The sequence below is a fragment of the Frateuria terrea genome (assembly GCF_900115705.1).
GTDB lineage: Bacteria > Pseudomonadota > Gammaproteobacteria > Xanthomonadales > Rhodanobacteraceae > Frateuria_A > Frateuria_A terrea.
Window position 1 is genome coordinate 510,021 of the sequence record NZ_FOXL01000004.1, and the last position, 21,611, is coordinate 531,631.

The 21,611-nt window shown below is 68.2% G+C and carries 17 protein-coding genes; 7 read left to right on the forward strand and 10 right to left on the reverse strand.

What is annotated here, in order from left to right:
* Window positions 1-48 precede the first annotated feature (48 nt).
* The gene (gene purB, locus BMZ38_RS08885) at window positions 49-1,416 is read left to right on the forward strand and encodes an adenylosuccinate lyase (protein ID WP_091336458.1); all 1,368 of its coding nucleotides are present in this window, start codon (window positions 49-51) and stop codon (window positions 1,414-1,416) included.
* A gap of 201 nt (window positions 1,417-1,617) precedes the next feature.
* Here purB and gstA read toward each other — a convergent pair whose 3' ends face one another.
* Window positions 1,618-2,244, reverse strand: a complete 627-nt coding sequence (gene gstA / locus BMZ38_RS08890; protein WP_091336459.1) for a glutathione transferase GstA — start codon at window positions 2,242-2,244, stop codon at window positions 1,618-1,620.
* Window positions 2,245-2,391: 147 nt separating this feature from the next.
* On the opposite strand from gstA, the gene BMZ38_RS08895 reads away from it, so the two are divergent.
* On the forward strand, window positions 2,392-2,787 hold the full coding sequence (locus BMZ38_RS08895; protein WP_091336461.1) for a winged helix-turn-helix transcriptional regulator: 396 nt from the start codon (window positions 2,392-2,394) through the stop codon (window positions 2,785-2,787).
* Between the two features lie 162 nt (window positions 2,788-2,949).
* Here the strand turns inward: BMZ38_RS08895 and cysK are convergent, their stop codons facing one another.
* Window positions 2,950-3,933 (reverse strand): cysteine synthase A, encoded by a 984-nt coding sequence (cysK, locus tag BMZ38_RS08900; protein WP_091336463.1) that lies wholly within the window; start codon window positions 3,931-3,933, stop codon window positions 2,950-2,952.
* A gap of 49 nt (window positions 3,934-3,982) precedes the next feature.
* Window positions 3,983-5,482: a siroheme synthase CysG gene (gene cysG, locus BMZ38_RS08905; RefSeq protein ID WP_217638732.1), complete on the reverse strand. Its 1,500-nt coding sequence runs from the start codon at window positions 5,480-5,482 to the stop codon at window positions 3,983-3,985.
* A gap of 254 nt (window positions 5,483-5,736) precedes the next feature.
* On the opposite strand from cysG, the gene BMZ38_RS08910 reads away from it, so the two are divergent.
* Complete coding sequence (locus BMZ38_RS08910; RefSeq protein WP_091336465.1) at window positions 5,737-6,729, forward strand: LysR substrate-binding domain-containing protein; 993 nt, start codon at window positions 5,737-5,739, stop codon at window positions 6,727-6,729.
* Window positions 6,730-6,775: 46 nt separating this feature from the next.
* Here BMZ38_RS08910 and sat read toward each other — a convergent pair whose 3' ends face one another.
* From sat to BMZ38_RS08930, 4 genes are read right to left on the reverse strand one after another with little or no spacing between them, the layout of a single operon-like run.
* Entirely contained in the window at window positions 6,776-7,993 is a 1,218-nt protein-coding gene (gene sat / locus BMZ38_RS08915) for a sulfate adenylyltransferase (protein ID WP_091336467.1), read from the reverse strand.
* Between the two features lie 47 nt (window positions 7,994-8,040).
* Window positions 8,041-8,763, reverse strand: coding sequence for a phosphoadenylyl-sulfate reductase (locus BMZ38_RS08920; protein ID WP_091336470.1), 723 nt, complete (start codon window positions 8,761-8,763; stop codon window positions 8,041-8,043).
* Window positions 8,760-10,454 carry an assimilatory sulfite reductase (NADPH) hemoprotein subunit gene (cysI, locus tag BMZ38_RS08925; protein WP_091336472.1) on the reverse strand — a complete coding sequence of 565 codons (1,695 nt, stop codon included), beginning with the start codon at window positions 10,452-10,454 and terminating at the stop codon, window positions 8,760-8,762. Before cysI ends, BMZ38_RS08920 begins: the two co-directional genes overlap by 4 nt.
* Window position 10,455: 1 nt before the next feature.
* Entirely contained in the window at window positions 10,456-12,273 is a 1,818-nt protein-coding gene (locus BMZ38_RS08930; protein WP_425431865.1) for an assimilatory sulfite reductase (NADPH) flavoprotein subunit, read from the reverse strand.
* Window positions 12,274-12,431: 158 nt separating this feature from the next.
* Between BMZ38_RS08930 and BMZ38_RS08935 the strand changes: the two genes are divergently transcribed.
* From BMZ38_RS08935 to BMZ38_RS08945, 3 genes are read left to right on the forward strand one after another with little or no spacing between them, the layout of a single operon-like run.
* Window positions 12,432-13,181, forward strand: coding sequence for a sulfite exporter TauE/SafE family protein (locus BMZ38_RS08935; RefSeq protein ID WP_091336477.1), 750 nt, complete (start codon window positions 12,432-12,434; stop codon window positions 13,179-13,181).
* 37 nt (window positions 13,182-13,218) lie between these two features.
* Window positions 13,219-14,406, forward strand: coding sequence for a ribosomal protein uL16 3-hydroxylase (locus tag BMZ38_RS08940; protein WP_091336479.1), 1,188 nt, complete (start codon window positions 13,219-13,221; stop codon window positions 14,404-14,406).
* On the forward strand, window positions 14,403-14,906 hold the full coding sequence (locus tag BMZ38_RS08945; RefSeq protein WP_091336481.1) for a DUF7931 domain-containing protein: 504 nt from the start codon (window positions 14,403-14,405) through the stop codon (window positions 14,904-14,906). The genes BMZ38_RS08940 and BMZ38_RS08945 overlap by 4 nt, the downstream gene beginning before the upstream one ends.
* A gap of 17 nt (window positions 14,907-14,923) precedes the next feature.
* Here BMZ38_RS08945 and BMZ38_RS08950 read toward each other — a convergent pair whose 3' ends face one another.
* The 3 genes from BMZ38_RS08950 to BMZ38_RS08960 are packed head-to-tail and all read right to left on the reverse strand — an operon-like array spanning window position 14,924 to window position 15,810.
* Window positions 14,924-15,190 (reverse strand): DUF5985 family protein, encoded by a 267-nt coding sequence (locus BMZ38_RS08950; protein ID WP_091336482.1) that lies wholly within the window; start codon window positions 15,188-15,190, stop codon window positions 14,924-14,926.
* Window positions 15,187-15,465: a DUF5985 family protein gene (locus tag BMZ38_RS08955; RefSeq protein ID WP_175483697.1), complete on the reverse strand. Its 279-nt coding sequence runs from the start codon at window positions 15,463-15,465 to the stop codon at window positions 15,187-15,189. The genes BMZ38_RS08950 and BMZ38_RS08955 overlap by 4 nt, the downstream gene beginning before the upstream one ends.
* A 3-nt stretch (window positions 15,466-15,468) precedes the next feature.
* Complete coding sequence (locus BMZ38_RS08960) at window positions 15,469-15,810, reverse strand: hypothetical protein (RefSeq protein WP_139202399.1); 342 nt, start codon at window positions 15,808-15,810, stop codon at window positions 15,469-15,471.
* A gap of 439 nt (window positions 15,811-16,249) precedes the next feature.
* Between BMZ38_RS08960 and BMZ38_RS08965 the strand changes: the two genes are divergently transcribed.
* Entirely contained in the window at window positions 16,250-21,601 is a 5,352-nt protein-coding gene (locus tag BMZ38_RS08965) for a hybrid sensor histidine kinase/response regulator (RefSeq protein WP_217638731.1), read from the forward strand.
* Window positions 21,602-21,611: the final 10 nt, after the last annotated feature.

The window sequence follows — 21,611 nt, forward strand, 5'->3', positions numbered from 1 at the left end:
GTGCGGCGGCAATGTAAAATGGCCGTTTCCCCTCGCCGGAACACCTCGATGAGCAGCCACGCCCTCACCGCCCTGTCGCCGCTGGACGGCCGTTATGCCGGCAAGGTCGAACCCCTGCGCCCGATCTTCAGCGAATACGGCCTGATGCACCGGCGCGTGCAGGTGGAGATCGAATGGCTGCTGGCGCTTGCCGGCGAAGGCTCCATCGCGGAGCTGCCTCCGTTCTCCGGGGCCCAGGTCGACCAGCTGCGCGCCATTGCCAACGATTTCAGCGTGGCCGACGGCGAGCGCGTGAAGGCGATCGAGGCCACCACCAACCACGACGTCAAGGCGATCGAGTATTTCATCAAGGAGCGCATCGGCGCCGATCCCGCACTGGCCCAGGCCAGGGAGTTCGTGCACTTCGCCTGCACCAGCGAGGACATCAACAACCTGTCGTATGCCCTGATGCTGCGCGACGCGCGCGAAGCCGTGCTACTGCCGATCTTCGACCGAATCGTTGCGCGCCTGCGCGAGATGGCGCACGACAATGCCGGCCTGCCGATGCTCTCGCGCACGCACGGGCAGACGGCCTCGCCGAGCACGCTCGGCAAGGAACTGGCCAACGTGGTGGCGCGCCTGGAACGCCAGCGCGCGCAGCTGGCAGCCGTGGAGATCCCGGGCAAGATCAATGGCGCGGTAGGCAACTACAACGCGCATGCGATCAGCTACCCCGAGGTCGACTGGCGTGCCTTTTCGCAGCGTTTCGTCGAAAGCCTGGGATTGGACTTCAACCCGTACACGACCCAGATCGAGCCGCACGACGGCGTCGCCGAATACTGCGACGCGGTACGCCGCGCCAACATCATCCTGATCGATCTGGCGCGCGACATCTGGGGCTATGTCTCGCTGGGCTATTTCAAGCAGGCGCTGAAAGCTGGCGAGGTCGGCTCCTCGACCATGCCGCACAAGGTCAACCCGATCGATTTCGAGAATGCCGAGGGCAACTTCGGCCTGGCCAACGCGTTGCTCGGGCACTTCGCCGAGAAGCTGCCGATCAGCCGCTGGCAGCGCGACCTCACCGATTCGACCGTGCTGCGTGCACTGGGCACGGCCTTCGGCCACACGCTGGTGGCGCTCGAATCGCTGCAGAAGGGCCTGGGCAAGCTCACGGTGAATGCCGAGCGGCTGTCTGCCGATCTGGATGCCAGCTGGGAGGTGCTGGCCGAAGCAGTGCAGACCGTGATGCGCCGTTACGGCCTGCCCGAGCCTTACGAGCAGTTGAAGGCACTGACGCGTGGGCAAGGCATTACGCGCGAGTCGATGCGCGCGTTCATCGAGGGCTTGTCATTGCCGGCGGAGGCGAAGCAGCGGTTGCTGGAATTGACGCCGGGCGGGTATGTGGGACTGGCCGAAAGGTTGGCGCGGGAAATCTGATTCGCCCGGCGCACCCTTCGACTTCGCTTCGCTACGCTCGGGGCGAGCGGCTTGTCTCCAACGGATTGCCGCAAGCGCAGGCCCGCAGGGCCGGGGCCGAAGGGCTGCATGTGACAGTACGCTCCGCCCGAGCCCCCTCCCGCCCTTCGGGCACCCTCTCCCGGAGGGAGAGGGTATTTTTTCAGGCCCGTCCCTAATGCCTCAAGCCGCCGCGGTCGCCCGGCGCGCCAGCCCTTCCTCATCCATCACCGCCTGTACCGCCGGCCGTTCGAGCACGCGCTGCTGGAACGCATGGAGCGCCGGGAAATCGGACAGGTCCAGCTCGACCTGGCGCGCCCAGTTGGTCACTGTGAACAGGTAGGCATCGGCTGCAGTGAAATGCTCGCCGAGCAGCCAGGGCTGCTTCGCCAGTGCAGTTTCCAGTAGCGCGTAACGCTTGCGCAGGTACTCCTTGCGTTCCTGCCGCGTCGCCTCGGGCGTGTCCGGTTTGAACAGCGGGGTGTAGGACTTGTGGATCTCGGAGTTGATGTAGCCCAGCACTTCCTGCAAGCGGTAGCGCGCCAGCGTGCCGTTTGCCGGCGCCAGGTGGGAGGCGGGCTTGAGATCGGCCAGGTACTGCACGATCGCCGGGCCTTCGGTCAGCAGCTGGCCGTCGTCCAGTTCCAGCGCGGGCACGTATCCCTTGGGATTGATCGCCAGGAAATCCGCGCCGTCCTCGGTGCGCTTGGTCTTGCCGTCGACTTTCACCAGCTTGAGGTCGATGCCGGCCTCGCGCGCCACGATGTGCGGGGAAAGCGAGCAGGCGCCGGGCATGTAGTAGAGCTTCATGGATCACTCCTTGGGGTGGGGGAACGTGTCTTGCGACGACGTTCGCGCATCCTAGTGTCCAAAGTAACCGTTAGATACCACCTAACCGGGAATTAGTGCAAAAATGTGGTATCTCCGCGGTTACCGCATGCACGAGGAATCCCCGCCATGGGCCTGCCGCTTCGCAAGAGCAAGGTTGCCGCGCCACCGCCGGCGTGCCCGCTTACCGAGAGCCTGGCGCTGCTGCGCGGTGCCTGGGCGCCCAACGTGATCTGGTATCTGAGCGCCGAGCCGCGGCGGTTCGGCGAACTGCGCCACGACATCCCGCGGATCTCGGCGCGCGTGCTGAGCGCGAGGCTGCGCGAGCTCGAATCGCGCGGACTGGTCACGCGGCGGGTGCTGGATACCTCGCCGCCAACGGCCGAGTACGCACTGACCGCGCTGGGCCGCGAACTGCTGCCCGCCATCGAGGCGCTGGCCAACGTGGGACGCAAGCTGATCGACCAGTGGGAGCTGGGGAAGGGGGCGCCGCGGACGCGCGCGAAGGTGCGCAAAGTAGCCTAGTTCTGGCCGCCGCGCGCTGCGGTCACTCCATTCGCTTGCCTGCGCTTGACGGCGCCGCCGCATTTGACCGCCCTGCCGGCGTACCTGCGCCGGCAGGGGGCACTTTCCCGTTTCAGCAAAGCTGCCGACGGGCTGATAGGAGGGCCTGGGACAGCCCTCGCTTCAACTGACCGCCGCCGCCTGCTGCCCAAGTGCGGAGGTACCCTGTTCCACATCGTCCGAGCCCTCGTTCACCCCCTCGAACAGGAAGGTCGACAGGTAGCGCTCCCCGGTGTCGGGCAGCATCGCCAGCAACACCGAACCTTCCGGCGCGCTCTTGGCCACGTCCAGCGCCGCAGCGAGCGTGCCGCCGGAGGACAGGCCGACGAAGATGCCTTCCTGTTGCGAAAGCGCCCGCGAGGTGTCGCGTGCCACCGTGTCGTCGACGGTCACCAACTGGTCGACCACCTTGCGGTTGAGCACCCCGGGCACGAAGTCGGGCGTCCAGCCCTGGATCTTGTGCGGCTGCCATTCCTTGCCGCCGAGCAGCGACGCTCCGGCAGGTTCGGCGCCGATGATCTTGACCTCCGGACGGGCCACCTTGAGCACCTCGCCCACGCCGGTGAGCGTGCCGCCGGTGCCCCAGCCACTGACGAAGTAGTCCAGCCGGCGACCGGCGAAATCGGCAAGGATCTCCGCGGCGGTGGTCTGGCGGTGATAAGCCGGGTTGGCGGGGTTCTCGAACTGGCGGGCCAGGAACCAGCCGTGCTTCTTGGCCAGTTCGGCGGCTTTCTCGACCATGCCAGTGCCACGCACCGCCGCCGGCGTCAGTACCACCTTGCCGCCATAGGCGCGAATGAGCTTGCGTCGCTCGATCGAGAAGGTTTCGGTCATCACCGCGACGAAGGGATAGCCGCGCGCCGCACATACCGCCGCCAGCGCCACGCCGGTGTTGCCGGAGGTCGCCTCGATCACGGTCTGCCCCGGCTTGAGGTCGCCGCGCTGCTCGGCGTCCAGGATGATCGCCAGCGCCAGGCGATCCTTCACCGAACCGGCCGGGTTGAACGCCTCCACCTTGACGTAGAGCTCGACGTTCTTGGGTGCAAGCCGATGCAGCTTGACCACCGGCGTGCGGCCGATGGTATCGAGGATGCTGTCGTAGATCATGGGAGTGCTCCTGGGAATAGGTCCCGGCGGACGCGCCGGTGCGGAAGGTTCAGGCCTGGTGGAGCGCGGCAAGCACGTCGTCCTGGTGCATCGCCGGGCGAACGCGGGCGGCCCTGCCCGCATCGCCGATGTCGTGGGCCGTCGCACCCAGCGGCGGCGCCCCGAACCACGCCAGCGGGCCGGCCAGCGCGGCGACCTCGCCGAGTATCAGCAGCGCAGGTGAACGGACCGCATGGGCGGTGGCGCGTTCAACCAGCTGCGCCAGCGTGCCGATGACCACGCGCTGGCCCGCACGCGAACCGTTCTCGACCAGCGCGAACGGCGTGGACGGTGCACGGCCGTATTCGAGCAGCCTGGACCGCAGCCCTGACAGTTCCCCCACGCCCATGTAGACGGCCAGCGTCTGCCGCTCCTGCGCCAGCGCCACCCAGTCCAGCGTGTCTCGCGACGCCTGGCAGTGCGCGGTGAGCAGGCGCACCGATTGGGCATGGTCGCGATGGGTCAGCGGCACGCCGGCATAAGCGGCACAGGCCAGCGCCGCGGTGATGCCTGGGACGACCTCGTAGCCGATGCCATGGGCGCGCAGGAATTGGAGTTCCTCGCCGCCTCGGCCGAACACGAAGGGGTCCCCGCCCTTGAGCCGCACCACCCGGCGTCCGGCCCGAGCGTGCTCGAGCATCAGCCGATGGATCTGCCCCTGCGTGGCGTGGTGGTTGCCAGCCTGCTTGCCGACCTCGATGCGCTCGGCGTCGCGTCGTGCCAAGGCCAGCACCTCGGCGCTGACCAGGCGATCGTGCAGGATCACATCCGCCTCGTTGAGCGCACGCAGGCCGCGCAGCGTCAACAGCCCGGGATCGCCCGGGCCGGCTCCGACCAGCGCCACCGAACCCGGGGTGTCGGCGGACTCGCCGCCCAGCGCCCGTTCGGCCGCGATGCGTGCCTCGTCGTCCCTGCCCTGGCGCAGCAGGGCAGCCACCGGGCCGGCAAACAACTGCTCGTAGAAGCGGCGCCGCGCGACCGGTTGCCGGAAGCGCAGGCGGATGCGCGGACGCAGCCGTGCCGCCAACATGGCGAGCGCGCCCAGGGAATGGTCAAGCAGGGTCTCCAGCCGCTCGCGCAGCAGCCTTGCCAGCATCGGCGCCTGGCCGCCGCTGGAGATGGCGATGGTCAGTGGCGCTCGGTCGACCACCGCGGGTACGTGGAAGCTGGACAGCTGCGCATCGTCCACCACATTGACGAACAGGCGCCGCAGCCCGGCGAACTCGGCGATCAGGGCATTGGTCGCCTGGTCGGACGTGGCCGCCACCACCAGCCAGACCCGATCCAGCCAACTCTCGCGGAATGGCTCCGGTCGATGCGCGACACGTCCCTGCTCCACCCAGCCGCGCAACGTCGAAGTCAGCTGCGGCGCATTTACCGTCACCTGCGCCCCGGCCTCGATCAGGGCGGCCACCTTGCGCTCGGCCACGGCACCGCCGCCCACCACGAGTACGGCACGGTGCGAAAGGTCGACGAACAACGGGTAGAGCTTCAAGGCGCGGACCTGCATGAGGAGTCCGGTCACGCTAGGTCGACCGGCCATGGGCGGCAAATGATTTGTCGCCCCGAGCTTATGCATCCGCGTTATGTGCCACCGGTGCGACGCGCTTTCCTTGACAGTCAGCCATATCGGACGTATAGACGTCCAAATATGAAAAAACGACAACGACGCCCCGACCGCAGGGCGGGCGCGCCGCCCCGAACGATGTACCCGTGTGCCGTCCGCACCCGCCCCTACTGACGAACGAACACGGACACTCCGCCATGACGCTGGTCCAACTCCGCTACCTGGTCGCTATCGCTGACGCCGGACTCAACATCACACTCGCCGCCGAGCGCGTGCACGCCACCCAGCCGGGACTCAGCAAGCAGCTCAAGCAGCTCGAGGACGAGCTCGGCTTCAAGCTGTTCGTGCGCAAGGGCAAGAGCCTGGATGCGGTGACCTACGCCGGCCGCCAGGTGCTCGAACGGGCCCGGGCGATCCTGGCCGAGGCGGCCAACATCCGCGCGATCGCCGCCAACCTGCGCAACGAGGCGCACGGCGAACTGCGCATTGCCACCACCCACACCCAGGCGCGCTTTGCCCTGCCCGCCTCCATCGCCGCGCTCAACCTGGCTTATCCGCAAGTGAGCGTGCACCTGCAGCCCGGCCAGGATGCCGACGTGCTGGCGCAGCTGGAGGCCGGGCGCGTGGACATGGCCGTGATCAGCACGGCCGGCGCACCGCCGTCCACCGGCATCGCCCTGCCCGCCTACCGCTGGCACCGCGTGGTCGTCGCACCGACCGGCCATGCCCTGGCGCGGCGCGCGTTGCCGCCCACGCTGGCCGAGCTCGCCGCCGAGCAGCTGATCAGCTACGACTCCTCGCTCAGGCCGGAGTCGTCGCTGCGGCGGGTGTTCGAGATGGCCGGGCTCGAACCGCAGATCGCCATGACCGCCGGCGACGCGGACCTCATCAAGACCTACGTGCGCGCCGGCCTCGGCGTCGGCGTGCTGGCCGAGATGGCCATGCTGGCGGCCGACGCGGACCTGCACGTGCTGCCGGCCGACCACCTGTTCCCGCAATGCACGACCTGGATCGTGCTGCGGCGGGAAGCGGTGGTGCGGGAGTTCGTGCTGGAGTTCATCGGCCAGTTCGCGCCGCACCTGGACCGGCGCGGCGTGGCACGCGCGCTGGCCGGGGAGGAGATCCCTGGCGGGTGGCCCGAGGCGCCGCACTGGCGCGAGCGTGCGGTGGCATTGCCAGACGCCGCTTGATGCACTTGGCTCCCGCTCCCTCGGAAGAAAGGGAGCCAAGAGCGTGTTACGGCGCCTTGGCGGGATGCCGCTCGCGCAGGATCTCCACCACGTCGGGGAAGGAGAACCAGTCGGGAATCTCGGTGCCTTCGCGCAGGTGTTGCCGCAATTCGGTGCCGGAGATCTCGCGCACCACGTCCGTCGGGGTCACCTCGGTCGACGGGACGTAGGTATCGCGGTTGACCACATAGACCATCGCCGGGAACGGCACGACCTGGATACCGAGTTCCGCCTGGTGCTGCTGCAGCAACTGCTGCGCTTCGTACGGTCCGTAGAAGGCCCTGCCGCTGGCGTCCTTGCCCGGGCCGGCATGGTCGCGCCCGACGATGAAATGACTGGCGCCGTAGTTCTTGCGGATGATCGCGTGCCACATCGCCTCGCGCGGACCGCCCATGCGCATGGCCAACGGCAGCAGCGATAGCCTGGCCTGGCCCTCGGGATAATGCGACAGCAGCGCGCGGTAGCAGCGCACGCGGGTGTGATAGTCGACGTCGTCCGGCTTGGTGCGCCCGACCGAGGGCTGGATCAGCAGCCTGGCGCCGACCTGTTCGGCTGCACGCAGGGTCAGTTCGCGGTGTGCGCGGTGCATCGGGTTGCGCGTCTGGAAGGCGACGATGCGGGTCCAGCCTTTGGCCTCGAACCACGCGCGAAGGCTTCGCGGGGTGTCACGCAGTTCGGGGAAGTCCTGATGCGCGAGCGGCTGGATGCCGCGCACGCGGCCGCCCAGGTAGACCGGGCCGGTGCGATCGAGCAGCTCGGCCGCGCCAGGGTGCGCGCGGTCGCTGGTGCCGAGTACCTGTTTCGCTTCACGCAGCCGGTCTGGCCAGTAGATATCGTGCACTTCCAGTACTGCCAATGGTGCGCCCTGGCCGTCGCGCAATACCACCTCGCTGCCACAGGAAAGGCTGGCCGAGAAGGCCTCGCTCACGTCCAGCGTGATCGGCATCGGCCACAGCGTGCCGTCGGCCAGCCGCATGCCCTCGACCACGCCGTTGTAGTCGACGCGGCCGAGGAAACCCTCCAGCGGCGAGAAGCCGCCGCTGAGCAGCAGTTCCAGGTCGCACAGCTGGCGTGTGTTGAGCTCCAGCGAGGGCAGATCCTCGCTGCGTCGCCTCAGCGCCTCGGCCTCCAGCGGCGGCAGGTACAGGTCCTTGAGCAGGCCGCCGTGCGGTGCGATCAGCTGGTCGGTGGCGCCTGTCTCGGTAGCGAGTGCGGTCACGCTCATGTCGCTCTTTCCTCCCGTCGCGCTGCGCCCAAAGGCTAGTCCAAGCCTCAGGCGATGTGGTGCAGGCCGCATTCACGCTTGAGCCCGAAGAAGCGGGTGTCCTCCGGAGCCATGCCCGGCTCCCAGCGATGGCTGGTGTGCACGTCGCCGATGGAGGTGTAGCCGTGCTCCCACAGCGGGTGGTACGGCAGGTCGTGCCGCTTCAGGTACAGCCCCACGTCGCGATCGCTCCAATCGGCCAGCGGGTGGAATTTCCAGCGGCCGTGGCGGTAGCCGGCGAACTCGATGCCCGCTCGGGTGCGCGCCTGGCTGCGGCGCAGGCCGGCAAACCAGCCCACCGCGCCGAGTTCGGCCAGCGCGCGCTGCATCGGCTCGACCTTGCGCATCTGGTTGTAGCGGTCGATGCCTTCCACACCCTGCTCCCAGAGGCGGCCATGACGGGCTTCCATCCAGGCGGGAGTCAGGGCTGCCCGGTAGACCTTCAGGTTGAGCCTGAGCCGCGCGGCGAGTTGGTCGACGAAGCGGTAGGTCTCCGGAAACAGGTAGCCGGTATCGATCAGCACTACCGGGATGCTTGGCCGCTGACGGCTCACCATGTGCAACGACACCGCTGCCTGCGCGCCGAAGCTGGAGGACAGCACGTGCTCGCCCGGCACGTTCTCCAGCGCCCAGGCGACGCGTTCCTCGGCGCCGAGCCCGCCCAGCAGGGCGTTGGTCCGGTCCAGGTCGCGCGGCTCGCGGGCCGGTTGCGGAACGGGCACCGCGTTCATGCCACCACCTCGGCGGCGATGCGCCGGCGCACGGGCAGCACCAGTACACCGCCGCGCAGCAGGAAGTCGCCGAAACCCTCGCCCGGCGCACGCCCGGCGGCGTAGCTTGCGAACAGCGGCTCGAGTGCTTCCAGGATGGCCGCTTCGTCCACGTTCTCGCGGTAGACCACGTTCATGCGCTGGCCGGCGAAGTCGGCGCCCAGGCGCAGGTCGTAGCGGCCGGGTGCGCGGCCGACCAGCGCGATCTCGCCCAGGTACGGCCGCGAGCAGCCGTTGGGGCAGCCGGACAGGCGCAGCAGGATCGGCGCGTCGAGCAGGCCGTGGCGTTCCAGCTGCGCTTCCAGCCTTTCGAGAAAGCCTGGCAGGTAGCGCTCGCTCTCGGCCATCGCCAGGCCGCAGGTGGGCAGCGCCACGCAGGCGATCGCGTGGCGGCGGATCGCACTTTGCCGGCGGTAGCCATCGAGGCCGTGGGCAGCGACGATCGCGTCGATACGCTCGCGATCGGCAGCGTTGACGTTGGCGACGATCACGTTCTGGTTGCAGGTGAGCCGGAAGTCGCCGGTGTGCACCCGGGCCAGCTCGCGCATGCCGGTGAGCAGGCGCTTGTCGCCGCGATCGAGCAGCCGCCCCGACTCGATATGCAAGGTAAGGTGCCAGCGGCCATCAGCGCCCTGCAGCCAGCCATAGCGGTCGCCGTTGTGGTCGAAGCGGAACGGCCGCGCTGGCTGCAGCGCGAAGCCCAGGCGGCGCTCCAGCTCGGCCACGAACGTGTCCGTGCCGCGGTTGTCGAGCGTGTACTTCAGCCGTGCGTGCTTGCGCTCGCCGCGGTCGCCCCAGTCGCGCTGGATCGCGATCACCTGCTCGGCCGCCTCTCGCAGTTGCTCGGGCGTCACGAAGCCGATCACGTCGCCCAGCCGCGGGTAGGTGGAGGGATCGCCCTGGGTGGCGCCCATGCCGCCGCCGACGGCCAGGTTGAAGCCGGCCAGCTGCCCGCTCTCCTCGATGGCAATCAACCCCAGGTCTTGCGCGAACACGTCGATGTCGTTGAGCGGCGGGATGGCCAGCCCGATCTTGAACTTGCGCGGCAGGTAGGTCCTGCCATAGAGCGGTTCGGGTTCCGGTTCGCCGACCAGCTTTTCGCCGTCCAACCACAGCTCGTGGTAGGCGGTGGTCTTTGGCGCCAGCTCCTCCGACAGGCGCACTGCCCAGGCATGGGCCTCGGCGTGCGCGGCGGACTGCACCGGCAACGGGGTGCTCACCACGTTGCGCAGCACGTCGCCGCAGGCGGCGATGGTGCTGGCCATGCTGGCGTTGATCGCCGCAATGGTGGGCTTGAGGTTGTGCTTGAAGATACCGTGCCACTGGAAGGTCTGACGCGTGGTGATGCGCAGCCCGCTGCTGGCGTGGTCGCGCGCGAGCTGGTCGAACACCAGCCATTGCGCCGGCGTGACCACGCCGCCAGGCAGGCGCGCGCGCAGCATGAAGGCATACAGCGGCTCGAGCTTCTGCTTGCGGCGCTCTTCGCGCAGGTCGCGGTCGTCCTGCTGGTAGCTGCCGTGGAACTTCAGCAGCTTGGTGTCGGCCTCACCGATGGCGCCGGTGACCGAATCGGCCAGCCCCTCGGCGATGGAGCCGCGCAGTTGCCGGCTCTCTTGCTTGATGTGTTCGAGTTCGGACAGCCTGGTGGTCATGTCAGTACACGTCGCGGGCGTAGCGGCCCTGGGTGAGGAGATCGGCGAGCCAGGCCCTGGCTGCGTCGGGGGCATGGCCGCCATGCGCCACGGCGATGTCGAGGAGCGCGGCATGGACGTCCCTGGCCATGTGGTTGGCATCGCCGCACACGTACAGGTGCGCGCCGCCTTGCAGCCAGGCGTAGAGCTCCCTGCCCTGTTCGCGCAGGCGATCCTGCACGTAGACCTTCTGTGCGGTGTCGCGCGAGAAGGCGAGGTCCAGGCGATGCAGCGCTCCGCTCCTGCGCGCCTCCTGCCACTCGAGCTGGTAGAGAAAATCGCGGGTGAAATGGCGGTTGCCGAAGACGAGCCAGTTGCGGCCGCGTGCGCCGGTCTCGCGGCGGTCCTGCGTGAAGGCGCGAAACGGCGCCACGCCGGTGCCGGGCCCGATCATGATGATGTCGCGGGCGCCGTCCGCCGGCAGCCGGAAGCGGTCGTTGGACTCGACGAACACCGGCACCGTGGCGTCCTCGTCCACCATCGAGAGGAAGGTCGAGGCGGCGCCCCAGTGTGGCGTGCCGAATGCCTCGTACTCGACCCGCGCGACGGTCAGGTGCACCTCTTCCTCGCCCACCGCACGCGGGCTGGAGGCGATCGAGTAGAGCCGCGGCGTAAGCGGACGCAGTGCAGCGACCAGGTCCTCCGCCCGCCAGGCCGCGCGGTAGCGGCGCAACAGATCGATCGGCTGGTGGCCCGACAGCAGTTCGGCGAACGCGGTGGCGTTCTCCTTGCGCAACACGCGCATCAGGTCGGCGTGACCACTGGCGGCGGCGTGTGCCGCAACGAAACCGCGGGTGAGCCGCGTCAGTTCACGCTCGCGGCCAAGCCACTGCGCCAGCGGCAGCGTGCGGCCCTGGTGGCTGGTCTCCTGCGCGCCATCCAGGCGCACCGCCTGCAGCCACTGCTCGACCAGCACCGGCGGGTTGGTCGGCCAGAGGCCGATGGCATCGCCCGGCGCATAGCGCAGGCCCGAGCCTTGCAGTGACAGTTCCACGTGGTGCACGGCGCGCTCGCTGTCGCGCGATACGATGCGCTGGTTGGCCAGCACGGTGGCGTGGAACGGCTGTTCGCGCGAATGCGGGCTGCGTGCAGGCAGTGCGTGCACGGTGGCGCTACGCGTGGCCGCGGGAGCGGCGTTGCCCAGCGCCCCGCGCGCCTGCTCCAGCGCCCTGACCGACCACGGCGAAGCCACCTCGTCGATGTCCACGTCGGCCTCGCCCAGCGGAGCGAAACGCGTGGCGCCGAGCTCGGCCAGGCGCGCGTCGAGCTGGCGGCCGATCGCGCAGAACTGCGGGTAGCTCGAGTCGCCCAGGCCAAGCACCGCATAGTGCAGCCCCGGCAGCCGCGGTGCGCGCTTGCCGGCAACGAATTCGACGAAGCCACGGGCGTCGTCCGGCGGCTCGCCCTCGCCCTGGGTACTGATCACCAACAGCAGGTGGGTTTCCTTCGACAGTTCGCGCTGCGGATAGGCGTCCGCGCGCACCAGTCGTACGGCCAGACCCGCCGACTCGCTGCGCGCCGCCAGTTGCTCGGCCAACCGCTTGGCGTTGCCGGTCTGGCTGCCGTAGACGATGGTCAGCCGCGGCGCATCCGGCGCACCGGCAGGTGCGGCGTCGGCCAGCCGCACGCCGCGCTGGGAATGGCCCGCACGCGCCGCGCTCCAGGCTGCCACCCAGTACAGCTCCTCCGGCGCCAGCCCTTCGGCCAGCCTGGCGAGCAAGGCAGCCTTCTCCGCGCTCAGGGCAACGGGCAACGGTTCCGGAGCGACCAGTGCATTCACGTCGTCGTGTCCTTTGGACGTCCAAATGGGTTCGGCCAATCTAGGCGGCGGCCGCCCGCTTGGGAAAGGACACCTGGGCATGTGGATATGCCGAGCCCTTATTTCTGCCTGCAGCCAGCGCTGCGGATACTCCCGGCTCCTCTCCGCCGGGCCGCGCCATGGTTCCAAGCTCCGAGTTCCTCACCTTCGCTATCGTCGGCGGGCTGGCACAGCTCGTCGACGGTGCGCTGGGCATGGCCTACGGCGTGGCCTCGGCAGCCATGCTGCTGGGGCTGGGCGTACCGCCGGTGACCGCCACCGCGGGCGTGCACCAGGCGGAGGCGTTCACCTGCGGCGCGTCGGGCCTGAGCCATTGGCTGGCCGGCAACGTGCGTTGGCCGCTGTTCTGGATGCTCGTGATTCCCGGCGCAATCGGCGCGGTGATCGGCGCGACGGTCGTGGTGCACGTGCCCGCTGCATGGATGCGGCTGGCGTTGACACCCTATCTGCTGGGCATCGGCATGTTCCTGTTGCTGCGTGGGGCGCCCGGCCGTCCGCCCGAGGCAGACCTGCCGCGTGGCACGCCGGTGCTGGGCCTGGCCGCGGGTTTCGCCGATGCGGTGGCCGGCGGCGGCTGGAGCGCGTTGACGGTCACCACGCTGGTCGCCCGCGGCGCCACACCACGGAGCGTGATCGGCACCGCACACCTGGCCAAGTGCGTGGTGAGCGTGGCCGCGAGCATCAGCTTCCTGCTGCTGGCGGGCCTGGGGCATGGGACGGCGGTGCTTGGCCTGATCGCAGGAGGCGTGCTGGCCGCGCCCGTGGGTGCGCTGTTCGCGCGGCGCATGCCGCCGCGGGTGGTGACGGTACTGGCGGCGATCGCGGTACTGGGGGTGGGCGTCAGCAACGTGGTCAGGGCGTTCGGCTGAACTGCGGGTACCCGTTCCGCGGCCGTACAATGCGCGGATGACCGACACCCTTCCCATTGAAGTCCGCGGCTCGGCAAGGCAGCCGCTGGGCATGACGCCCGCGCAATTCCTGCGCGATTACTGGCAGAAGCGCCCGCTGCTGGTACGCAACGCCTTCCCCGATTTCCAGCCGCCGTTGCAGCCGGACGACCTGGGCGGCCTGGCCTGCGAGGAAGGCGCGCTGTCGCGGTTGATCGTGCACGACGACAAGCGCGACCGGTGGTCGGTGAAAACCGGCCCGCTCGACGAAGCCGATTTCGCCCGCACGCCGGACAGCAACTGGACGCTGCTGGTGCAGGACGTGGACAAGTGGGACGCCGACGTCGCGCAGTTGCTGGAGCACTTCCACTTCCTGCCGAGCTGGCGCGTCGACGACGTGATGGTGTCCTACGCCGAGCCGGGCGGCGGCGTCGGCGCGCACGTGGATCAGTACGACGTATTCCTGCTGCAGGGGCTGGGCCAGCGGCACTGGGCGATCAGCACCGACCCCTCCGCGCCGAAGGACTTCCGCCCGGACATCGAGCTCAAGCAGCTGGCGCACTTCGAGCCCACCCACGAGTGGCTGCTCGAACCGGGCGACATGCTCTACCTGCCGCCGGGCGTGCCGCACGATGGCGTCGCCTTCGGTGGTCCGTGCATGACCTTCTCGATCGGCATGCGTGCGCCCTCGCAAGCCGAGCTGACGGGCGATCTGGCCGACTACCTCGCCGAGCGGCTGGACGAATCGCAGCGCTACGCCGACGCGGATCTGGCCCCGGCGCGCGCGGCGGGCGAGATCGACGCGGCCGCCCTCGCCCGTCTGCGCACAGCCCTGCCCTTCGTCGGTGCGCTGGACGAGGACACCCTGCGCGACTGGTTCGGGCGCTTCATCACCCGCTACCGCAACGCGCAGACGCCCGCACCGCCGGGCAAGCCGCTGGCCCTGCCCGGTCTGCGCAAGCGCCTGGATGGCGGCGCGGTACTGCTGCGCCATCCCTGGTCACGGCTGGCCTGGAGCCGCGGCCGTCGAGGCACGGCGTTGTTCGCCAACGGCCAGGCGTACGCGGCACCGATGGAACTGGCGCGCCGGCTCTGCGCCGAACGCACGCTGGCTTTCGATGGCATGCCGGACGATGCCACGCTGGATGTGCTGCTCGCGCTGCTCAACGACGGCCACCTCGTGCTGCACAAGGCGCCTCGCCGTTGACGCTGGACGGGCCCGTGCCGGATGGGCCGCTGCCGGCAGGCGACGCGGAACAGTTGGCCGCCGCGCGGCTGGCCCTGCTCTGCGGGGCCCGCCGCCAGGTCGACATCCGCCTGCCGCGCCTCGACGACTCGCACTATGCAGGTTTGGGGGAAATCGAGCAGCTCCGCAGGCTGGCGACCAGCGGCCGCGGCGCGCACATCCGCGTGCTGCTGAACGATCCGGCGTCCGCCTTGCGCGACGGCCATCGGCTGATCCTGCTGATGCAGCGGTTGCCGAGCGCGATCCAGGTGCGCGTGCCGGTCGAGGAAACCGATCTGGGCAATCCCTCCGCCTGCCTGCTCACCGACGCCGGCGGCTACCTGTTCCAGCCCGACGCCGAACGCCCGCAGGGCCGCGCCGCGCTTGCCGATCGCCCAGCCTGGGCGCCGCTTCGGCAGCAATTCGACGAGATGTGGGAACGCGCCGAGCGGGCGCGGATGCTGCAGCCGCTGGACCTGTAGGGTGGGCCCGGACGCCCTTACATCACTTTGCGATTCTTGCGCCCGATCGCCACGATGATGACCGCGAAAGCAGCGAGGCGGATCAGGTAGGCGACGCTGCGGTCCTCGAAGTAGACGTTGGTCATGGCGATGACCGCCTGTGCCAGACCCAGCAACCCGAACGCCAGCGAGAACGCGAGGAACAGGTTGTCGCGGGTGCGCCGCCAGAAGCGCAGGAAGAACAGCCCCGCGACGAAGAAGCCGAACGTGACGGCGCCGGAGAGAAAGTAGATCAGCAGCGTCATTCCCCTTCTCCGTTCCAGATGAAACCGAACAGCAATGTCGCCACCGCCGCAAGCGACACGAGGGCGCGGGGCACGGCCAGATCGACGGAACTGGGAAAGACGATCAGGTCCAGCACCAGCAGCAGGTTGTTTACCGCCAGCAGCAGGAAACACAGCGCGCTCCAGAACAACAGCCCGGCGCGGGTGCGGTGAAAGCTTCGGCCCAGCATGACCGCACAGACCGTGCTGGCCAGGAAGCACAACAGGTACACCGCAGGTGCGAAGTAATGGGACACGCTCTAGTCCTTGCGGAATCGGAAGGCGTCGGCGAACGCGACGAGGTTGTCGGAGCGGGATCGCATGATCAGGCGCAGCACGGCATCGGGCGAGCGCACATATAGCGCCTGGGCTTCTTCGACCAGCTCGTGAAGGTCTTCCGACGCGGGACCGTAGCGGACCAGGTCGTCGCTTTCGTGCACGATCAGGCCGGCGGCGTGGAGCGATTCCACGGCCTGGCTCACGACCAGTTCGCTCGCCCGCAGCGCGTTGACCAGTTCCGGCGAGGACCAGCAACGCGCGGGATCGCGCAGCAGCAGGAACAGCAGCTCCATCGACCAGATGGACCGGAATGTCGACCGCAAGAAACCGGCTACATCCTTCTCCAATGGCATTCCGAAAATCGCCCCCTCTTCTGGCGGATCACCGCGGGCCTCGCCTTCCTCCCAAAGCCGATCCCAAGCGGAGCGACCTGACGCACATAACCGCCCGCATTCTATGGACTCTTTCGCGGGAAGCCAACCCGACGCCATGATATGGTTCCGCGCCGGAAGGCCGGACGCGGCATGAGGCATGGACGCGTGGGGAAACGTGGAACCCGGACTGGCGTGGCCCGTGCCACGTAACCGGCACGGTCGTGCCGGTTCGTCGCATCGGGGCTGCAGCTCCTTCTGCCTGGTGGGTTGAAGCATGGGTTCAGCGTGACACGCGCAAGCTCGGCGGCTTGCCTCGATCGCCAGGGCGTCAGCCCGCTAACCATGATTCCACCTGGACAGGATCATGCTGTCACCACAGGAGACTCATGTGAACGCCGAAATTCGCCAGGAACTACTGGACCGCTCCCAGCTCATCGCCGCTTTGCGCAGCCTGCGCAGCGGCGATTTCAGCGTGCGCCTGCCCGAAAGCGGTCCAGGTGCCGACGTCGAGATGGCACGGGTGTTCAATGAGGTGGTCGGTTTCAACCGGCAGCTCACCGAAGAACTCGAGCGATTGTCCATCGTCGTGGGCAAGGAAGGCCGCATCAACCAGCGCGGCCGCGTCAAGGCGGCGACCGGCGGCTGGGAAAGCGCGATACGTTCGGTCAACGAACTGATCGAGGACATGGTGCAGCCCACCGCCGAGGTCGCCCGCGTGATCGGCGCGGTGGCCAAGGGCGACCTGTCGCAGACCATGACGGTGGAGATCGATGGCCGACCGCTGCGCGGCGAGTTCCTGCGCATCGGCAAGGTAGTGAACACGATGGTGGCGCAGCTCGCCTCGTTCGCCTCCGAGGTGACCCGCGTGGCGCGCGAGGTGGGCACCGAGGGCAAGCTCGGCGGCCAGGCGACCGTGAAGGGCGTGGCCGGCACCTGGAAGGATCTCACCGACAACGTCAACGCGATGGCCACCAACCTCACCGGCCAGGTGCGCAACATCGCCGAGGTGACCACCGCGGTGGCTTCGGGCGATCTTTCCAAGAAGATCACGGTGGAGGTCAAGGGCGAGATCCTTGAACTGAAGAACACCATCAACACGATGGTGGACCAGTTGAACTCCTTCGCCTCGGAAGTGACGCGCGTGGCGCGCGAGGTGGGTACCGAGGGCAAGCTCGGCGGCCAGGCGCAGGTGCCCGGCGTGGGCGGCACCTGGAAGGACCTCACCGACAACGTCAACCTGATGGCCGACAACCTGACCGGCCAGGTGCGAAACATCGCCGAGGTGACCACCGCCGTGGCGTCGGGCGATCTTTCCAAGAAGATCACCGTGGACGTCAAGGGCGAGATCCTCGAGCTCAAGAACACCATCAACGTGATGGTGGATCAGCTCAACTCCTTCGCCTCGGAAGTGACCCGCGTGGCGCGCGAGGTGGGTACCGAAGGCAAGCTCGGCGGCCAGGCGCAGGTACCCGGTGTCGCCGGCACCTGGAAGGACCTCACCGACAACGTCAACCTGATGGCCGACAACCTGACCGGCCAGGTGCGAAACATCGCCGAGGTGACCACCGCCGTGGCGTCGGGCGATCTTTCCAAGAAGATCACGGTGGACGTCAAGGGCGAGATCCTCGAGCTCAAGAACACCATCAACGTGATGGTGGATCAGCTCAACGGCTTCGCCTCGGAAGTGACGCGCGTGGCGCGCGAGGTGGGTACCGAGGGCAAGCTCGGCGGCCAGGCGCAGGTGCCCGGCGTCGCCGGCACCTGGGCCGACCTCACCGACAACGTAAACCTGATGGCGGCCAACCTGACCGGCCAGGTGCGCAACATCGCAGAGGTAACCACCGCGGTGGCGCGCGGCGATCTTTCCAAGAAGATCACCGTGGACGTCAAGGGCGAGATCCTCGAGCTCAAGGACACCATCAACGTGATGGTGGACCAGCTCAACTCGTTCGCCTCGGAAGTGACCCGCGTGGCGCGCGAGGTGGGCTCGGAGGGCAAGCTCGGCGGCCAGGCGCAGGTGCCCGGCGTGGGCGGCACCTGGAAGGACCTCACCGACAACGTGAACCTGATGGCCGGCAACCTGACCGGCCAGGTGCGCAACATCGCCGAGGTGACCACTGCGGTGGCGCGTGGCGACCTGTCCAAGAAGATCACGGTGGACGTCAAGGGCGAGATCCTCGAGCTGAAGAACACCATCAACGTGATGGTGGACCAGCTCAACGGCTTCGCCTCGGAAGTCACCCGCGTGGCGCGCGAAGTGGGCTCCGAGGGCAAGCTGGGCGGTCAGGCGCAGGTGCCCGGCGTGGGCGGCACCTGGAAGGACCTCACCGACAACGTCAATGCCATGGCCGCCAACCTGACCGGCCAGGTGCGCAACATCGCCGAGGTGACCACCGCGGTGGCGCTGGGTGACCTTTCCAAGAAGATCACCGTGGACGTCAAGGGCGAGATCCTCGAGCTCAAGAACACCATCAACACGATGGTGGACCAGTTGAACTCCTTCGCCTCGGAAGTGACGCGCGTGGCGCGCGAGGTGGGTACCGAAGGCAAGCTCGGCGGCCAGGCGCAGGTACGCGGCGTCGCCGGCACCTGGAAGGACCTGACCGACAACGTCAACCTGATGGCCGACAACCTCACCGGCCAGGTGCGAAACATCGCCGACGTGACCACTGCGGTGGCGCGTGGCGACCTTTCCAAGAAGATCACGGTGGACGTCAAGGGCGAGATCCTGGCGCTCAAGGACACCATCAACGTGATGGTGGACCAGTTGAACGGCTTCGCTTCGGAAGTGACCCGCGTGGCCCGCGAGGTAGGTACCGAGGGCAAGCTCGGCGGCCAGGCGCAGGTGCCCGGCGTGGGCGGCACCTGGAAGGACCTCACCGACAACGTGAACCTGATGGCCACCAACCTGACCAACCAGGTGCGCGGCATCGCCGACGTGGTGACCGCGGTGGCGCAGGGCAACCTCAAGCGCAAGCTGCAGGTGGACGCCAAGGGCGAGATCGCAGCGCTGGCCGACACCATCAACGGCATGATCGAGACGCTCGCCACCTTCGCCGACCAGGTGACCAACATGGCACGCGAGGTGGGCATCGAGGGCAAGCTCGGCGGCCAGGCGCGCGTGCCCGGCGCCGCCGGCCTGTGGCGCGACCTCACCGACAACGTGAACCAGCTGGCGGCCAACCTGACCAACCAGGTGCGCTCGATCGCCGACGTGGCGACCGCCGTGACCAAGGGCGACCTTTCGCGTTCGATCGCGGTGGCTGCCTCGGGCGAAATGGCCGCGCTGAAGGACAACATCAACGAGATGATCCGCAACCTCAAGGACCAAACCTTGAAGAACGCGGAACAGGACTGGCTCAAGACCAACCTCGCGCGCTTCTCGCGCATGCTGCAGGGCGTGCGCGACCTGGCAACCGTGTCCAACCTGATCATGTCGGAACTGGCGCCGCTGGTGAACGCGCAGTACGGCGTGTTCTACGTCGCCCGCCGCGAGGACAACGAAACCGTGCTTGACCTGGTCGCCAGCTACGGCGCCGAGAGCCGCGACCAGTTGAAGCCCACCTTCAAGCTGCGCGAGGGCCTGGTCGGCCAGTGCGCGGCCGACAAGCGACCGATGCTGCTGACCGACATCCCGGACGGCTTCATCCGCATCGGCTCGGGCCTGGGCCACGCGGCGCCGGCCAACGTGGCGATCCTGCCGGCGCTGTTCGAGGACGACGTCAAGGCGGTGATCGAGCTGGCCTCGTTCAATCACTTCAACGAGACGCACCAGAGCTTCCTCGACCAACTGATGGAATCGGTCGGCATCGTGCTCAACACGATCGCCGCCACGATGCGCACCGAGGGCCTGCTCAAGCAGTCGCAGCTGCTCACCACCGAGCTGCAGGCGCGACAGACCGAACTGACCACCAAGCAGGAAGAGCTGCACACCACCAACGAGGAACTGCAGGAAAAGGCCCAGCTGCTGGAGAACGAAAAGAAGCAGGTGGAAGCGAAGAACTTCGAGATCGAGATGGCCCGCCGTGCGGTCGAGGAAAAGGCCGAGCAGCTGGCCCTCACCTCCAAGTACAAGTCCGAGTTCCTCGCCAACATGAGCCACGAGCTGCGCACCCCGCTCAACTCGCTGCTGATCCTCTCGCGCCTGCTGGCGGACAACCCGCAGGGCAACCTCAGCGAGAAACAGACCGAGTTCGCACGCACCATCCACTCGGCAGGCTCGGACCTGTTGAGCCTGATCAACGACATCCTGGACCTGTCCAAGATCGAATCGGGTACGGTCTCGATCGAGCTCGGCGACATGCCGCTCAGCAGCCTCAAGCAGCACATGGAACGCACCCTCCGCCAGCTGGCCAGCGACAAGAACCTGGACTTCAAGGTGGACTTCGACCCGCAGCTGCCGGCGGCCATCCGCACCGACGAGAAACGCCTGCAGCAGGTAGTGCTGAATCTGCTGTCGAACGCGTTCAAGTTCACCGACGAGGGCGGCGTCACGCTGGCGGTGCGCCCGGTCACGGGCGGCTGGAGCTCCAACCACCCGGTGCTGCGCTATGCCGAGCGGGCGATCGAGATCGCCGTCACCGACACCGGCATCGGCATCCCGAAGGACAAGCAGAAGCTGATCTTCGAGGCGTTCCAGCAGGCCGACGGCACCACCAGCCGCAAGTACGGCGGCACCGGCCTGGGCCTGTCGATCAGCCGCGAGATCGCGCGACTTATCGGCGGCGAACTGCAGGTGCGCTCGACCCCGGGCGAGGGTTCGACCTTCACCCTGTTCGTGCCGCTGGAGGCGGTCACGCCGGTCGCCCTGCCGCTGGGGAGCAGCAATGCGCGCTACGACAACAGCGGCGCCACGGTGCCCGGTGCGCTGCCCACCCAGCTGGAGGTCACCGACGACCGCGACGCACTCGGCGACTCGCCATTCGTCCTCATCGTCGAGGATGACCCGACCTTCGCCTCGATCCTGCTCGACATCGCCCGCGACGCCGGCCTGAAGGGCGTGGTCTCCACTGCCGGCGCCGGCACGCTGGGAATGGCGCGCAAGCTGCAGCCGCACGCGATCACGCTGGACCTCGGCCTGACCGACATCGACGGCTTCGTGCTGCTGGACCTGCTCAAGCACGACCCGCAGACCGCACACATGCCGATCCAGGTCATTTCCGGCGCCGACAAGCTCGGTTCCGCCATCGGCCTGGGCGCGTTCGGCGTGACCGAGAAACCGGCCTCACCCGAACAGCTGGCCGAGGTATTCACCCGCCTGGCAGGCCACATCCGCCGGTCGCCCACGCGGCACCCGCCGGTGGAACCGGCCAGCGGCATCCCCCCGGTGCCGGAATTGGCCGGCGCGCGGATCCTCATCGTCGATGACGACATCCGCAACATCTATTCGCTGACCAGCGTGCTGGAAAGCCACGGCGTGGAAGTGATGCATGCCGAGGGCGGGCGCGAGGGCATCCTGATCCTGGAGCAGACGCCCGGGATCGATATCGCGCTGATCGACATCATGATGCCCGAGATGGACGGCTACGAGACGATGGAGCAGATCCGCGCGCAGCGGGCGCTGGCCGAGGTGCCACTGATCGCCGTAACCGCCAAGGCGATGAAGGGCGACCGCCAGAAATGCCTGGATGCGGGCGCTTCGGACTACATCGCCAAGCCGGTGGACATCGAACTGTTGCTGGCGCTGCTGCGCGTGTGGCTGGCCCGCTCGCGCGAGCGCGCGCCGGCGATTGCGCCGTAGCTGAGCCATG

Coding starts and splice junctions, on each gene's coding strand:
- purB (WP_091336458.1), top strand. CDS start 49: ATGAGCAGCCACGCCCTCACCGCCCTGTCGCCGCTGGACGGCCGTTAT.
- gstA (WP_091336459.1), bottom strand. CDS start 2,244: ATGAAGCTCTACTACATGCCCGGCGCCTGCTCGCTTTCCCCGCACATC.
- BMZ38_RS08895 (WP_091336461.1), top strand. CDS start 2,392: ATGGGCCTGCCGCTTCGCAAGAGCAAGGTTGCCGCGCCACCGCCGGCG.
- cysK (WP_091336463.1), bottom strand. CDS start 3,933: ATGATCTACGACAGCATCCTCGATACCATCGGCCGCACGCCGGTGGTC.
- cysG (WP_217638732.1), bottom strand. CDS start 5,482: ATGCAGGTCCGCGCCTTGAAGCTCTACCCGTTGTTCGTCGACCTTTCG.
- BMZ38_RS08910 (WP_091336465.1), top strand. CDS start 5,737: ATGACGCTGGTCCAACTCCGCTACCTGGTCGCTATCGCTGACGCCGGA.
- sat (WP_091336467.1), bottom strand. CDS start 7,993: ATGAGCGTGACCGCACTCGCTACCGAGACAGGCGCCACCGACCAGCTG.
- BMZ38_RS08920 (WP_091336470.1), bottom strand. CDS start 8,763: ATGAACGCGGTGCCCGTTCCGCAACCGGCCCGCGAGCCGCGCGACCTG.
- cysI (WP_091336472.1), bottom strand. CDS start 10,454: ATGACCACCAGGCTGTCCGAACTCGAACACATCAAGCAAGAGAGCCGG.
- BMZ38_RS08935 (WP_091336477.1), top strand. CDS start 12,432: ATGGTTCCAAGCTCCGAGTTCCTCACCTTCGCTATCGTCGGCGGGCTG.
- BMZ38_RS08940 (WP_091336479.1), top strand. CDS start 13,219: ATGACCGACACCCTTCCCATTGAAGTCCGCGGCTCGGCAAGGCAGCCG.
- BMZ38_RS08950 (WP_091336482.1), bottom strand. CDS start 15,190: ATGACGCTGCTGATCTACTTTCTCTCCGGCGCCGTCACGTTCGGCTTC.